Below are 14,379 nucleotides of genomic sequence, written 5' to 3'. Positions count from 1 at the left end.
CTACATTCCTTCCAATTGGCTGCCCTGCTTGTCCTTGCCTCCAAGGCGCTGGAGGAACAAGGCCAGGACAAGGCCGATGACCACCAGAATGACCGCGATGACACTGGCCGGCCCCATGAGGTTGGCCCGGAAGCCACGCAGGTACATGTCCAGGGCGAGGATCCGGGTAAAGTTGCCCGGCCCTCCGCCGGTCAGGACGAAGATGAGGTCGAAGTAGGTCAGCGATCCCACGACCATCAGCGTGGAGGAAGTGATGATGGTGTATTTCAACTGCGGGAGCGTGATGTGGAAGAACTGCTTGATGGTTCCCGCCCCATCGATCTGTGCTGCTTCATACAGGGACTTGGGAATCTGCCGGACCCCACCTTGGTAGATGAGCGTATGGAACGGAACGAACTGCCAGGCAATCACGAAGATCACCAAACCCAGGGCCAGCTGGGGAACCCCCAGCCAGTCCTGTGCCAGGAAGGGCAGGCCGAGGCCCATGGCCAGGCCGAAGTTCGGATCAAGGAGGGCCTTGTATGCGATCGCAACGGCAGCCGATGACAACAGGAGCGGCAGGAAGTAAAGGACGGCCAGTGCTGCCCGGTACTTCTGGCTCCCGGCGGTGAAAACGCCCAGCAACAGGCTGATCGGAGTCTGCACCAACCAGGACATGATCATGATCAGGAAGGTCAGCCCCAGGGCGTTGTACAACTCGGGGTCGCCAAGAACCGAGATCCAGTTGTCCGTTCCTGCTGCTCCGATGGCTCCAATGCCGTCCCAGTTGGCAAAGCTCAACAGCAGGACTCCCACCAGGGGGACGACGGCGAAGATCACGAAGAACAGCAGTGCCGGGACGGTCAGCCAGGCCAAGGAGGAACGGCCCGGTGTGGCTTTGGTGGTCTGGCGCGGAGGAGCGGCGGGCCGCGCTTGCGTTGCGGCGCTCATTTGCCCAGGGTTGCGTTCATGTTCTGGGCGAACTGTTGCGGCGTGATCGACTTCAGGAAAAGCTGGTCGATGTTGTTCAGGAGCGCCTCGGCCGCAGTGGGGCTCAGGGCCTGGTCCCACGACTGCTGGAACGTCGGTGCGTTCTTGGCGAGGTCGTAGACAAAGGTCAGGAAGTCCTTGTCCGGGGAGGAGTCCAGCTTGTCTTCGATGCCGTTGACGATCGGCACGGATCCGGAATTGATGTAGGCATCGATGACGGTATCGGTGAGGATGCCGTCCTTGAAGAACTTCTTGGCCGTTTCCTTCTCCTTGTCACTGGCCTTGGAGGAGATGGACATGTACTGGGCGGGGTTTCCCACGCCGCTCTTCGGATCGCCCTTGCCTCCGGCAACGGTCGGGAACTGCACGAACCCGAGCTTGCCGTCCTGGACAAAGTTCTGTCCCTCCTTCTTCATGGCGCCATAGGTCCAGGACCCATGGAGCATCATGGCGGCCTTGCCGGTGAACAGCAGGGCCTGGTCGGCCTTGGAATCGGCGGTGATGGAGGAGAAACCCTTGATGAACCCATCTGCGGAGACAAGTTCCTGGATCTTGGTTCCGGTCTCAATGACGGCGGGATGCATCCAGGCGTCCGGCTTGCCCTCGAAGATGGCATTGAAGACTTCGGCCCCGCCGATGCGGTCCAGGAGATACTCAAGCCACATCATGGAGGTCCACCGTGATTGTCCACCGAGGGAGAACGGCGCCACACCCATGTCGTTGAAGGTTTTCACCAGCGACATGATGTCGTCCCAGGTCTTGGGCGGCTGGACCCCGGCCTTATCGAAGAGTTCCTTGTTGTAGAACAACACGATCGGAGCGACGTACTGGTTGGGCAGCGCATAAATCTTGCCGTTGACCGTAGCTGCTCCGAAGGACGACGGGAAGAACTTGTTCTTCAGGTCGGGGTTCTCGTTGAACCAGGCCGTGAGGTCTTCCACCTGGTTGGCTTCGGCATAAGTTTTCAATCCGCCACCGCCCCAGCCGTACACGATGGTGGGAGCCTGTCCGGCGCCGATCGCGGTCTTGATCTTGGTCTTGTAGGCATCGTTCTGGAAGTACGTGACCGTGATCTTGTGGTCGGGGTTCGCGGAGCCGAAGGCATCGACCGCCTTCTGCATGGTGGTCTGGTTCGGCTCACCGGTCAGGAACCACATGCTGGCACCACCGCCCGCGCCGCCACCTCCCGGCCCGGACGTGCCGCACGCCGTGGTGGCCACGGCTGCGAAGGGAGTCAGGGCAGCAAGGGCCAGGAAGGAACGCCGGGAGGACTGGAATTGCTTCATTGCTTCTCCATGGGTAATCGCATGAACAGAGTGCGAGAGCAAAGAATTTCGAAAAATTTCGCTCCGGTGATTTAGGTCACGGTATAAACTAAAGCCCATTCCGGGATGCGTCAAGCCTCCAACTGACACAAGCGGCACCGCCACTTGCCAAAGCAAATGGCATCGCCGCATGATGAGTGAACAGAAATATTTCGAAAGTGGGGGCCATGACAACAGAAACCCGCCCGTCAAAGTTGACGCTGGCTGCGGTAGCCAAGGAGGCAGGCGTCTCCACGCCGACCGTCTCCAAAGTGGTCAACGGGCGTGAGGACGTGGCGGAGGCAACCCGCACCCGGGTCCTTGCCGCACTGGAGAAGACCGGCTACAGGTCACCGCTGCAGAGAAGAAGCCTGCCGGCGGCCAAAACGGTAGAGGCAGTCTTCGACTCGCTCAACTCCGCTTACGCCGTCGAAGTCCTCAATGGCGTGCTGGAGCAGGCGTCCCTGGCCGATATCGAAGTGATTCTTTCTGTGACCAGCCGGCAGGCCGGCTCGCCACCAAGCCCCGAAGAGCGGGCGCAGCGCATGATCGACGAAGGCCGCAGCGGCATGATCGTGGTGACATCTGCGTTCGATTCGGCCCAACTCAAAGCCTTCCAGCGGCGCAGTATCCCGATAGTGGTCATCGACCCCCTCAACCCTCCCGCCCTGGACGTGTTCAGCGTCGGCGCCAGTAACTGGGCAGGCGGGAAGGCTGCCGCCACACACCTGCTGGAACTGGGTCACCGGCGCATTGCCTACATCGGCGGTCCTTCCACCGCCGAGTGCAGCCAGGCCCGGCTCCACGGATACATGGCTGCGCTCATGGCGGAAGGCATCACCGTGGACCACGAATACATATCGGCTGGAGCCTTCCGTCCGGAAAACGGCGTCAGTGCCATGAAGGCGTTGCTGGGGCTGGAAGACCCGCCCACGGCGATCTTTGCCGCCAGCGACAGTATTGCGCTGGGAGTCCTCGCCGAAGCGCGCAGGCAGAACATCCGAATACCGGAGGAGATGAGCCTGGTCGGCTTTGACGGCACGCACCAGGCTGCGGAATCCGTCCCGCCCCTGACGTCGGTTTCCCAGCCCCTCCAGGAGATGGGGCGTTCGGCGCTCAGCTTCATCCTGCGCCAGGTCCGCGGCGAGGAACTGGATTCCCGGCGCGTGGAGTTGGCTACGCACCTTGTGGTCCGGGAATCGACCGCAGCTCCGCGCAGCGGGCAGCTCGGAGCAGGCTGGCGCCGCGGCTGAAAATGCTGCTGTCTCCGTCATGATCGGTGTGCACCGGCCACTCATGGGTGGTGAGCGGTCCGCGCCTGGCCAGAAATGACCAACAGCGGGCTGTGAACAGTCCGGTGGATGGTCTCATCCCGCGTACGGTTGCGCGGGAACGCCAGGGAAGGAGAACCAGGTGCCTGATCCGCAGAACCAGGGGTCCGCGAAGCTGCCGCCCCACAGATACCGCTTGAACGTGCCCCGGGCAGATGAAGCTGTGGTGGCGTGGATGGAGTTGCAGGACAACCAATCGCTGTCCATGCGGACGCTGATCCGGGAGAGCATCGAGCGGCACGGGTACGTGGACATCGTGAACAGGCCCGTGGTGCAGCTTCCGGTCCGTGCCGAGGTGGAGGGCCCTTCTGCGCCCAACGCCAAACCCGCGGAACCGCCGTCGCCCGGACCGCAGGAAGCGCCCGGCGGGGAGGTCGATGTCAACGAACTTTTCACCCGCCTGCGTCGATGACCCGCTGCGCCACCTCCGCACACAGATCGAAAGGATGATGCATGACCATTTCAACAAACCTCACCGGAGGCATCGACGTCGGAAACGGCTACGTCAAGGGACTGATCCGCGGCACCCTCGCAACCGGCCCGGCGGAAGCCGACGTGATCGACCTTCCCAGTGGGGTGGCGCTGGTCACCCGCTCCAATGCGCTTCCGACGCCGGACCGCGAAGCTCCGGCGCGCATGGCAGGCGACTTCTGCAATGAACTGGACGTGAGCTTTTCCTCTCCGCTGATCGGGGACCAGTACCGCAGGTTGTTCGGAGTCAGGGCCCTGAGCGCGCCCGGGGCTTTCGAAGAGTTCGACGTCATAGGCCACAGGAGCAAAGCCGAACAGGAATTAAGCAAGATCCTGGTCATGGGTGCTTTTGCCGCCAAAGCCCTGCAGGACCACGTCCGCGACAACGGATCCCTTCCGCCGGCGGATGAAGCCTTGAGCGTCCGCGCCCGGGTGGCACTCGCCTTGCCCATCAATGAGTACCTCTCGCACCGGACCAGCTACGCCGGTGAATTCATGAACGGCGTCCACACCGCCACCATCCACAACTTCGAAACCCCGGTGACCGTGAAGCTTCGGTTCATGGATGTCCAGGTCATCCCCGAGGGTGCATCCGCGCAGTATGCCATCACCGCGCAAGGCGCACCCCTGATGGATGCCATGCTGTCCGATGTCAGGAGGAGGGGGCTGGCCCTGGAAGGGATCACCTCCAGCGACGTCCTGGCTGCCCAGCACACGATCGGCATCGACGTCGGCGAGGGCACCGTCAATTTCCCGGTGTTCACTGCGGGCCAGTTCAACGCCGATGCCTCAACGACCTTCAAGAAAGGCTATGGCACCGTCCTGACCGATGCCCTGAAGGCCATGCGGGACCGTGGTTTCCAGTCCGGATTTACTTCCCGGAAGCAGCTCTCCGAATACCTGCACGCAGGACCGTCGCCCCTGAAGCGCAACTTTTACGAGCGGGTCATGGGGTTCGTGGACGAGGAAACGATGTTCTTCGCCAAGGAAGTCGCCGAGCAATTTGGCCGTGTTCTTGCCGTTGTCGGTGCCACCACGGAGGTGGCGTACGTCTACGGCGGTGGTGCAGGTGCCGGCGCCGTGAAGGACTACTTGTACAGCGCACTTCTCGCCAAAGCGGCCGAGATGAACAGCGAGGACTCGTTCCCCACCCTCTACTTGGATTCCAGCTATTCGCGGCACCTGAACCGCGAGGGCCTGTACATTGCCGCAGAATCCGTGGAACGCAAGGCGCATGTGACGGCATCCGCCGCGGCTCCCGGAAAACGGAGCAGCACCAAGCGGGCCGCTGCCGGGGAAAATCCGGAGTTGGCTGCCGCGGCCCTGTAGGCCGTCTGCCGGCTACAGCAAGCGCCGCCGACGCGACGTCAGGGACAACGGCGGCACGGCGTCGTACAAGGGAACGCGAACCCAGCGGTTACCGGTCTCCCGGAACTCTGCGCGGCTGGCGAACCGGTAAAGATAGCTGCGCGCACGCACCCAACGGGGCTTGTCGCCGTCGAACGGGTCATGGCGGAGCAGCCGCAGCGTTGGCGGGTCCGCCTGCAGGAGTTTGTTGAGGAACGCGTAGAACCAGTCCTCGTGGACGGTCCTCAGGGGCAGGAACCACATCAGCCAGTCGAGGCGGAGGTGGTACGGTGCCCACTGGCTGGGCACACGCCGGGGATCGCCGGGTTTGCCCTTGAAGCCGTACTCCAGCCAGCTCTCATCCGGCGCATCGGGGTCCTTGGCCATGGTGCCCTCCACCACGATCTCGATCCGCTGCTTGGTCACCGTCCCGAAGGCCCCATAGGCATTCACCAGCCGCCACTTGTTGAAGCTGGCGTTCATGAGCTGCTGTCGCGAGAAGAGGTTCAGCAAGGGGCGGTAGCTGAGAACCAGCAGCAGCACGGTAACGGCCAGTACGACGCCGGTCCACCACACCGGGGACTCCGCACCCGGGTGCCAATCCAGCGGGATCACAGGAAACACTGCGTGCGCCACGGGGTCGCTGACTGCAGCGAAGGCGAGAACGATGGCGGCCCAGTTGAGCCAGGCAAAATTCCCGGTGGCCACCAGCCACAGCTGGGTCACAATGATGATCGCCGCGGCGGAGGCGGCCAACGGCTGGGGAGCGAACAGGAAGAAGGGAACCACCAGTTGAGCGAAGTGGTTGCCGATGACTTCCACCTTGTGGAGGGGGCGGGGAAGGAGATGGGCCTGACGGCTCAGGGGGCCGGGCATGGGTTGTGTCTCGTGGTGGTAGAACATGGCCGTCATGTCCCTCCACTCCCGGCCGCCGCGGATCTTGATCATTCCTGCTCCGAACTCCAGCCTGAAGACCAGCCACACAATAAGGATCAGGATGGTGGCAGGGGGAGCGGTTCGGTCGGAGCCAAGGAACGCCACGGTGAACCCAGCTTCGAGCAGGAGGGACTCCCACCCGAAGCCGTAGAAGGTCTGGCCGACATTCACGATCGACATGTAGAGGATCCACAGCGCCAGGAAAGCGAGCATGGGTACCCAGGGCGGCCCGGTTTGGGGCAGGCCAAAAACCAGCAGCAAGGACACCGTGATGCCCGCCCAGCAGACTGCCCGGAGCAGGGAATCGGAGTAGCGCCACAGGAACACACTGGGCCGACCCAACCGGCGGGCGAGGTCCAGGAACCCGGGAACGGGAAGGAGGCCGCGTTCGCCCAGCAGCGCAGGGAATTGGTTCAAGGAGGAGAGAAAGGCCACAAAGAAGAGCGCTGCTGTGCCGCGCTGCAGCACCTGGCGGGCAAATTCGTAGTCCCGCGCGTCGAACCATGCGAGCCACTCCACGCAGTCCACGTTACGCGCGGCAGGGGAGGCTGGGATACTTAAGCAATGCAGCCGCGCAAGATCACCATCCTAGGGTCCACTGGTTCCATCGGCACGCAGGCGATCGACGTCGTCAATGCAGCCCCGGACCGCTTCGAAACAGTGGCCCTCAGCGCCGGAGGCGGAAACCTGGAACTCCTGGCCCAGCAGGCCGTCCATACCCGGGCCCAGGCGATTGGCATCGCCCAGGGTGATACGGACAAGCTGCGCCGGCTGCTGGATGCGGCCGTGGAGCAAGCAGGGGCTGCACCGTATTCACCCGAAATCTTCTCCGGCCCGGACGCCTCGACCCGTATCGCCGCTGTTCCGTGTGATGTTGTCCTCAACGGCATCACAGGGTCCATAGGCCTGGCTCCCACGTTGGCCGCGCTCGCCTCCGGCGCCACCCTGGCGCTGGCCAACAAGGAGTCGTTGATCGTCGGCGGCGCCCTGGTAAAGGCGGCGGCCCGTCCGGGCCAAATCGTACCCGTGGACTCCGAACATTCGGCCATCGCCCAGTGCCTTCGCTCAGGGGCGGCCCAGGAAGTGGAAAAACTGATCCTGACGGCCTCCGGCGGCCCTTTCCGGGGGCGCTCGCGGGAGCAGCTCCACGCCGTCACGCCGCAGGAAGCGCTGGCCCACCCCACCTGGGACATGGGCCTGATGGTTACCACCAACTCCGCCAGCCTGGTGAACAAGGGGCTGGAGGTCATCGAAGCGCACCTGCTTTTCGACGTCCCGCTGGACAGGATCGACGTCGTGGTCCATCCCCAGTCGGTGGTCCATTCCATGGTCCAGTTCGTGGATGGGTCCATCATCGCCCAGGCATCACCACCGGACATGCGCCTTCCCATAGCGCTGGGCCTGGGCTGGCCGGACCGCGTGCCGCGGGCCGCTACGCCGTGCGACTGGTCACAGGCCACCAGCTGGACGTTCGAACCCTTGGATTCGGCAGCCTTCCCGGCGGTGGATTTGGCCAAGGACGCGGCCAAGCAAGGCAGCACCTACCCGGCCGTCTTCAACGCCGCCAACGAGGAAGCTGTCCAGGCTTTCCACGCCGGGCGCATCCGCTTCACGGACATTGTGGACACGGTGGAATCGGTCCTCAGCGAACATTCAGGCTCCTTGGAGCTAACGGTGGAATCCGTACTGGATGCTGAGAGGTGGGCACGTGCCCGCACCCACGATCGTTTAGCCAGCAGCGCCCAGTAGATCCCCAACCCCACGGAAGCAGTCCCACCGGCATGAGTCCCGTCCTACTTTTCATCCTTGGAGTCGTCTTCGTCGCCATCGGCGTTGCCGTGTCCATCGCCTTGCATGAGGTGGGCCATCTGGTCCCCGCCAAGCTGTTCAAGGTGCGGGTCACCAAGTACATGATTGGCTTCGGCCCCACGCTGTGGTCCCGGAAAAAGGGCGAAACGGAGTACGGGTTCAAGGCGCTGCCGCTGGGCGGTTACGTCTCCATGATCGGCATGTACCCGCCCAATAAGGACGACGGCGGCGTACGCCCGTCCAGCACGGGCATGTTCCAGACACTGGCTTCGGAGGCCCGCTCGGTGGCCCACGAAGAGGTAGGGCCGGGTGATGAAAACCGGGTGTTCTACAAACTGCCGGTCTGGAAGAAGATCATCATCATGCTCGGCGGGCCCGCCATGAACCTCCTGATCGGCCTGGTGCTGACGGCGGTGCTTCTCATGGGGTTTGGCGTGGCCACGGCAACCACCACCATCGCCGATGTCTCCAAGTGCCAGGTTGCAGAGGGCGAAACGGTTGACCCCGATTCCGCCGATTGCAGACCAACGCCCGCCGCGGCGGCCGGACTGCAGCCCAACGACACCATCACCTCCTTTGACGGCAAGGCGGTGACCAGTTGGGAGGAGCTGACCGGGTGGATCCGCTCCTCGGCTGGCAGGGAAGTGCCCATCACGGTGGAACGGGACGGGCAACCGGTGTCCACCACCGTCACCCCGGTCCTGACGTCCCGGCCTGTCGCGGGCCCGGATGGCCGCCCTGAGCAGGATGCCAACGGAGTGCTGAAGTACCAGGAGGTCGGCTTCCTGGGAATCGGTGCCCAAAGCGCTTTGGTGCCCCAACCGGCGTCGTCTGTCCTGCCCATGGCGGGGGAGAACATCAAGCAGATTTCGGGCGTCATCCTTAACCTCCCTGCCCGCGTGGCGGGGGTTGCACAAGCGGCTTTCAGCGAGGAGCCGCGCGATCCCAACGGTCCCATCAGCGTGGTGGGCGTGGGCCGCGTGGCCGGCGAAGTAGCCGCGATGGAACAGGTTCCGCTGCAGGCGCGCGCCGGGGCGCTGGTGGGACTGTTGGCAGGCCTCAACTTTGCGCTTGCCATTTTCAACCTCATCCCCCTGCTGCCACTGGATGGCGGCCATGTGGCAGGGGCGCTCTATGAAGCCGTTCGGCGCCGCGTTGCCCTGTGGCGCGGCAAACCGGACCCCGGAGCGTTCGACATCGCCAAGCTGCTCCCGGCCACCTACGTTGTGGCGGCGCTGCTGATGGCCATGGGCGCGCTGCTGATCTACGCCGACATCGTCAAGCCCGTGAACATCTTTGGCTAGTGGGGACGCCATGCGGTGCGTCACTGCCGTATCAAACCACGCCGGCCGGCGGGATAGGCTATCACCATGACTGTTTTCGCTGTTGAGTACGTATACGCCGCCGATTCCGGCGCCCTCCGCGATGAAGCCCGCCCTGCCCACCGTGCCTGGTTGGCCGACCTCGCAGAGGAGGGCAAGCTGCTGGCCAGCGGTCCCTACGGAGACGGCGCCGGTGCGCTGCTGATCTTCAAGTCCGCCGACGAAGCCGAACTCAACGACCTCCTGAAGCAGGACCCGTTCGCCGACGCCGGAACGATCGCCGGCATCCGGACTACCGAATGGTCGCCCATCATTGGGCTCCTGGCTTCGCACACGTCCTGAACCGGGCAACCCCCACCACCACGTACCACCCCAACCCAAGGAGTCCACAGTGACCTCGGTCAGCCTGGGAATGCCAGCAGCCCCGCCACCTGTTCTTGCCCCGCGTCGTAAAACGCGGCAGATCAAGGTTGGGTCCGTGGGAGTTGGTTCCGATTACCCCATCAGCGTGCAGTCGATGACCACCACGCCCACCACGGACATCAACGCCACACTGCAGCAGATCGCTGAGCTGACGGCGTCCGGTTGTGACATTGTCCGTGTTGCGTGTCCGTCGGCGGACGACGCCGAGGCCCTGCCGATCATCGCCCGGAAGTCCCAGATCCCGGTGATCGCAGACATCCACTTCCAGCCTAAATACGTCTTTGCCGCCATCGAGGCCGGATGCGCTGCCGTCCGCGTCAACCCCGGGAACATCCGCAAGTTCGATGACCAGGTCAAGGAAATCGCCGCTGCCGCCAAGGACCACGGCACGTCCATCCGCATCGGCGTCAATGCCGGCTCGCTGGAGCCGGGCATCCTGAAGAAGTACGGCAAAGCCACGCCCGAGGCCCTGGTGGAGTCCGCCGTTTGGGAAGCCTCGCTGTTCGAAGAACATGGCTTCCACGACTTCAAGATCTCCGTAAAGCACAACGACCCCGTGGTGATGGTCGCTGCTTACGAGATGCTTGCCGAGAAGGGCGACTGGCCGCTGCACCTCGGCGTCACCGAGGCTGGTCCGGCGTTCCAGGGGACCATCAAGTCGGCAACGGCATTCGGCGCCTTGCTCTCACGGGGCATCGGCGACACCATCCGTGTTTCCCTGTCGGCGCCGCCGGTGGAGGAGATCAAGGTGGGCAACCAGATCCTGCAGTCCCTGAACCTGCGCCCGCGCAAGCTGGAAATTGTTTCCTGCCCCTCGTGCGGCCGCGCCCAGGTAGACGTCTACACGCTGGCCGAGCAGGTCACCGCCGGACTCGAAGGCATGGAAATTCCCCTTCGCGTGGCCGTCATGGGCTGCGTGGTCAACGGACCCGGCGAAGCCCGCGAGGCCGACCTCGGCGTCGCCTCCGGCAACGGCAAGGGGCAGATCTTCGTGAAGGGCGAGGTCATCAAGACCGTGCCCGAAAGCCAAATTGTTGAGACACTGATCGAAGAGGCGATGCGGATCGCCGAAGAGATGGGGGAGGCCGATGGCGAAGATGCTGTCAAGGGTAGCCCCGTGGTTAGCGTCTCGTAACGGGACTGGCCTGGGCGTCAGGGTGCTCGGCAGTGCCGACACCCTGGCCCTTCGCGCGCTTGCGAACGAGGATCCGGTAGCAAACGTCTTCATCCTGGCGCATCTGGACAGCGTGGGGACGGCTGCGCCCACCAGCGGTGGCGCAAGTATCTACGGATTGTTCGATGACCAGACCCTGCTGGGTGCCTGCTGGGCCGGTGCCAACCTGGTGCCTGTCCAACTGGACGCGTCCCTGGCCGGGTTCCTCGCCGAGGCGGCCCACCAGTCAGGCAAGCGCTACGCTTCCATCTTCGGCCCGGCGGAGACTGTCCTGGCACTCTACGCGCGCTTTGAACAGTTGGGCCATTTTGCCCACGAGGTCCGCGCGAGCCAGCCACTCCTTGCCCTTGAAGGCACTCCGGAGATCGCTGCTGATCCGAGGCTGACCTTTGGCACCATGGCCGACTTCGAGCGGATCCTGCCTGCCTGCGCGGCCATGTTCGAGGAAGAAGTGGGCTACTCGCCCTTTTTGGGCGGGCAGGACTTCTACAGCCGCCGCGTGGCGGGGTTGATCCGGCAGGGACATTCCCTGGTCCATATCGATGCCGACGGGACCGTGGTCTTCAAAGCCGAGCTTGGCGCAGTCACCCCCCAGGTCACCCAGGTGCAGGGTGTGTGGATGAATCCCGACATGCGGGGACACCACCAGAGCGCCGGCTACATGGCCGCCGTCGTGAACCTGTCCCGCACCTACGCGCCCGTCACCAGCCTGTACGTCAACGACTACAACGCCAAAGCCAGGGCGACCTACGAACGCGTGGGCTTCAAGCAGGTGGGCACCTTCGCGACTGTTTTGTTCTGACGTGTTCGGGCGCCGGCTGTCCCCTACTGGTCGGGGATGCCCATATCTCCCGTGAGGTACCGCTGGATGGTGGGGGCGAGATACCTCGCCACGTCGTCCCGGGAGGCCGAGGCCAGGGGTTCGAGCCGGATCACGTAGCGCGCCAGCATCAGTCCCACCATTTGCGAGCCCACCAGGTTGCCGCGCATCCGGACCTCTTGGGCGGAACCTTCCAGGCCGGCCGCGATCCGGGTCAGGATGGCCCGGGCCACCATTTCCCGGAGCAGGGCCGTTTTGGCTTTCGAACCAATGGTGCCCCGGGCGAAGGCCACCAGTGCGTGCTGCGAAGGACCTTCCCAGAGTCGCAGGACGGCACGGACCAGGGCTTCGCCCCGTTCTTCAGGGTCGAGGTTTTCGATCCCGGCCAGTACCTCCGCAGGGTCTACAGGAAGCTCCACACTGGCGGCGAAGACGTCGTCCTTGCCTTGGAAAAAGTGGTGCACCATGGCGGGGTCCACTCCGGCTTCCCGTGCGACCTGCCTCAGGCTGGTGCCCTCGAACCCCTGCTCGGCGAAGAGTTTCCGTGCTGCGGCCAGGATGGCGTCACGGGAGTGCCCGCTCCGGTTCCTGCGTCCTCTCCGCAGTGGCTGCAGGCTCATGAAGTCCGCCTGCGGAGCGTCAAGGAGCTAAGGACCAGGACAACCACCACGATCCCGCCCATCACCATCGTGTCCTGCCACATGGTGTCCGTTGGCTCGGTGTTTCCGGCTATTTCCCGCAGGGCATCCACGGAGAACGTCAGCGGTAGCACCCCGGAGATTGCCTCAAGGACATCGTTCATCCGGTCCCTGGCCACAAACAGCCCGCACAGGAGGATCTGCGGAACCACCACGACGGGCATGAACTGGACGGCCTGGAATTCCGTACGGGCGAAGGCCGAACAGAGCAGGCCCAAGGCCACGCCCAGCACGGCATTGATGACGGCGATCATCACCACGTAGCCGGGGCTCCCTTGGATATCCAGTTCGAAGATCCAGTACGCCACCGCAGTGGCCACGAGCGACTGCAGCGCGGCCATGATGGAGAATGCGATGGCGTAGCCGAAGAGGAGGTCGGCTTTGTGGATGGGCGTGGTCAGGAGGCGTTCCAGTGTGCCGGAGGTGCGCTCCCTCAGCATGGCGATGGAGGTGACCAGGAACATCACCACGAACGGGAAAATGGCCAGCATCATCAGGCCCACACGGTCGAACGTCCTGGGGATGCCCGGCGGGAGGGACTCGTTCTCGAAGAGAAAGTAGACGGCGGCCAGCAGCAGTGCCGGGACTACGAGGATCAGCCCAATGCTGCGGCGGTCATGCCGGAGCTGTCCCAGGACGCGGCGGGCAGTTGCCAGGGTCATGCGCGGGTTCATGATGCCACCCGGTGTGCCGGAGAGTCCTCGCGCCCCGCGTCCCTGATGATGGTGAGGAATGCCCGTTCGAGGTCGCTGCTTCGTCCGCGTTCGGCCAGTTCCTTCGGCGTCAGCTGGGCAAGGAGCAGTCCGTCGCGCAGGAGCAGCAAGGAGGAGCAATGGGCGGCTTCTTCCATGACGTGGCTGGAGACCAGCAACGTGGTTCCTGCCGCCGCCATGGCAGTGAAGCGCTCCCACAGTTCGGCGCGAAGGACAGGGTCGAGACCCACCGTCGGCTCATCCAGCACCAGCAACCTGGGCTGCGCTACCAGCGCACAGGCGAGGGAAACGCGGCTGAACTGTCCGCCGGAGAGGTCACCTGCCTTTTGACGGGCATGGTCCTTAAGCCCGACGGCGGCAATCGCCGAGGCCGCGTCCGTCGCCGACCTGCCATGCATGGCGCCGAAGTAGCGGACGTTGGCCTCGACGCTGAGGTCGCCGTAGACGCTGGCACCCTGGGTGACGTAGCCGACGTCGTGCCTGAGCGGTGCGCTGCCTGCCGGACGGCCAAAGACCGTCAATGCGCCTTTGGTGATGCGCTGGACCCCTACGATCCCGCGCATGAGCGTGGTCTTTCCGCTGCCGGAAGGTCCCAGCAGGCCTGTCACGCGGCCGGTCTCCACCGTGAAGTCAAGGCCGCGCAGGATTTTGGTCCGTCCGCGGGAGATGTGGAGCCCCGCAGCCTCTATCGCCTGGGTCATGATGCCCTCCGCCGATAATTCACCAGATGATGAATTCACGGTATTCCTGCGTTCCTGCCAGGTCAAGCAGGCAGCGGGGCCCACATTCTTGAAAACGTGTCGGCCATCACATAGATTCTTCCCTAACCGTGCCGTTGGGGTGCCGGGTGGTGACAGGGGGAATCATGACGTTGACCTTGCCGGATGCGTTGAGCAGCCGCACCGCCCGGAAACTCGGCAGTGACCATTGCCTCCCAGTTGCAGGCGATCCCGTTCCGTTGGAGGGAACGGCGATCTAGTCCCAGGACAGAGTCTGCGGCCGGCCGGCCGCTGAGCCACGCCATCGCAGGATGACCAGCCGATATCGGCCAGGGGCTTCCGG

The 14,379-nt window shown here is 63.9% G+C and carries 14 protein-coding genes; 8 read left to right on the top strand and 6 right to left on the bottom strand.

The window, feature by feature from the left end; all coding sequences use genetic code 11:
* Together ACSVIE_RS13635 and ACSVIE_RS13630 are read right to left on the bottom strand one after the other, a co-directional pair.
* Complete coding sequence (locus ACSVIE_RS13635; RefSeq protein WP_442424181.1) at positions 1 to 930, bottom strand: carbohydrate ABC transporter permease; 930 nt, start codon at positions 928 to 930, stop codon at positions 1 to 3.
* The gene (locus ACSVIE_RS13630) at positions 927 to 2,255 is read right to left on the bottom strand and encodes an extracellular solute-binding protein (RefSeq protein ID WP_442424180.1); all 1,329 of its coding nucleotides are present in this window, start codon (positions 2,253 to 2,255) and stop codon (positions 927 to 929) included. The genes ACSVIE_RS13635 and ACSVIE_RS13630 overlap by 4 nt, the downstream gene beginning before the upstream one ends.
* A gap of 206 nt (positions 2,256 to 2,461) precedes the next feature.
* Between ACSVIE_RS13630 and ACSVIE_RS13625 the strand changes: the two genes are divergently transcribed.
* From ACSVIE_RS13625 to ACSVIE_RS13615, 3 genes are all read left to right on the top strand, one after another.
* Positions 2,462 to 3,526: a LacI family DNA-binding transcriptional regulator gene (locus tag ACSVIE_RS13625; protein WP_426006787.1), complete on the top strand. Its 1,065-nt coding sequence runs from the start codon at positions 2,462 to 2,464 to the stop codon at positions 3,524 to 3,526.
* A gap of 160 nt (positions 3,527 to 3,686) precedes the next feature.
* On the top strand, positions 3,687 to 4,016 hold the full coding sequence (locus ACSVIE_RS13620; RefSeq protein WP_442424179.1) for a hypothetical protein: 330 nt from the start codon (positions 3,687 to 3,689) through the stop codon (positions 4,014 to 4,016).
* 41 nt (positions 4,017 to 4,057) lie between these two features.
* Entirely contained in the window at positions 4,058 to 5,404 is a 1,347-nt protein-coding gene (locus ACSVIE_RS13615) for a hypothetical protein (RefSeq protein ID WP_426006789.1), read from the top strand.
* A 12-nt stretch (positions 5,405 to 5,416) separates the two neighbouring features.
* On the opposite strand, the gene ACSVIE_RS13610 is transcribed toward ACSVIE_RS13615, so the two are convergent.
* Complete coding sequence (locus tag ACSVIE_RS13610; RefSeq protein ID WP_426006791.1) at positions 5,417 to 6,877, bottom strand: lipase maturation factor family protein; 1,461 nt, start codon at positions 6,875 to 6,877, stop codon at positions 5,417 to 5,419.
* 45 nt (positions 6,878 to 6,922) lie between these two features.
* Between ACSVIE_RS13610 and dxr the strand changes: the two genes are divergently transcribed.
* The 5 genes from dxr to ACSVIE_RS13585 all read left to right on the top strand — a co-directional run bounded on the left by dxr (position 6,923) and on the right by ACSVIE_RS13585 (position 11,888).
* A complete protein-coding gene (gene dxr / locus ACSVIE_RS13605) occupies positions 6,923 to 8,107 on the top strand; it encodes a 1-deoxy-D-xylulose-5-phosphate reductoisomerase (RefSeq protein ID WP_426006792.1) in 1,185 nt (394 codons plus the stop codon).
* A gap of 32 nt (positions 8,108 to 8,139) precedes the next feature.
* Positions 8,140 to 9,471, top strand: a complete 1,332-nt coding sequence (locus ACSVIE_RS13600; protein WP_442424178.1) for a M50 family metallopeptidase — start codon at positions 8,140 to 8,142, stop codon at positions 9,469 to 9,471.
* Between the two features lie 66 nt (positions 9,472 to 9,537).
* Positions 9,538 to 9,831 (top strand): YciI family protein, encoded by a 294-nt coding sequence (locus ACSVIE_RS13595; protein ID WP_426006795.1) that lies wholly within the window; start codon positions 9,538 to 9,540, stop codon positions 9,829 to 9,831.
* Between the two features lie 49 nt (positions 9,832 to 9,880).
* Positions 9,881 to 11,047 carry a flavodoxin-dependent (E)-4-hydroxy-3-methylbut-2-enyl-diphosphate synthase gene (gene ispG, locus ACSVIE_RS13590; RefSeq protein WP_387433889.1) on the top strand — a complete coding sequence of 389 codons (1,167 nt, stop codon included), beginning with the start codon at positions 9,881 to 9,883 and terminating at the stop codon, positions 11,045 to 11,047.
* Positions 11,010 to 11,888 carry a DUF4081 domain-containing protein gene (locus tag ACSVIE_RS13585; RefSeq protein ID WP_426007511.1) on the top strand — a complete coding sequence of 293 codons (879 nt, stop codon included), beginning with the start codon at positions 11,010 to 11,012 and terminating at the stop codon, positions 11,886 to 11,888. Before ispG ends, ACSVIE_RS13585 begins: the two co-directional genes overlap by 38 nt.
* 23 nt (positions 11,889 to 11,911) lie before the next feature.
* On the opposite strand, the gene ACSVIE_RS13580 is transcribed toward ACSVIE_RS13585, so the two are convergent.
* Genes ACSVIE_RS13580 through ACSVIE_RS13570 form a run of 3 tightly spaced genes read right to left on the bottom strand, consistent with a single transcriptional unit; the run spans position 11,912 to position 14,018 of the window.
* Positions 11,912 to 12,526 (bottom strand): TetR/AcrR family transcriptional regulator, encoded by a 615-nt coding sequence (locus ACSVIE_RS13580; RefSeq protein ID WP_442424177.1) that lies wholly within the window; start codon positions 12,524 to 12,526, stop codon positions 11,912 to 11,914.
* On the bottom strand, positions 12,523 to 13,266 hold the full coding sequence (locus tag ACSVIE_RS13575) for an ABC transporter permease (RefSeq protein WP_442424176.1): 744 nt from the start codon (positions 13,264 to 13,266) through the stop codon (positions 12,523 to 12,525). The genes ACSVIE_RS13580 and ACSVIE_RS13575 overlap by 4 nt, the downstream gene beginning before the upstream one ends.
* A gap of 8 nt (positions 13,267 to 13,274) precedes the next feature.
* A complete protein-coding gene (locus ACSVIE_RS13570) occupies positions 13,275 to 14,018 on the bottom strand; it encodes an ABC transporter ATP-binding protein (RefSeq protein ID WP_426006798.1) in 744 nt (247 codons plus the stop codon).
* Between the last annotated feature and the right edge of the window lie 361 nt (positions 14,019 to 14,379).

It is taken from the genome of Paenarthrobacter sp. NCHU4564, assembly GCF_052156435.1.
Classification (GTDB): domain Bacteria; phylum Actinomycetota; class Actinomycetes; order Actinomycetales; family Micrococcaceae; genus Arthrobacter.
Note: the sequence above shows the minus strand (reverse complement) of the source record. Positions and strands in the feature narration are given on the sequence as shown.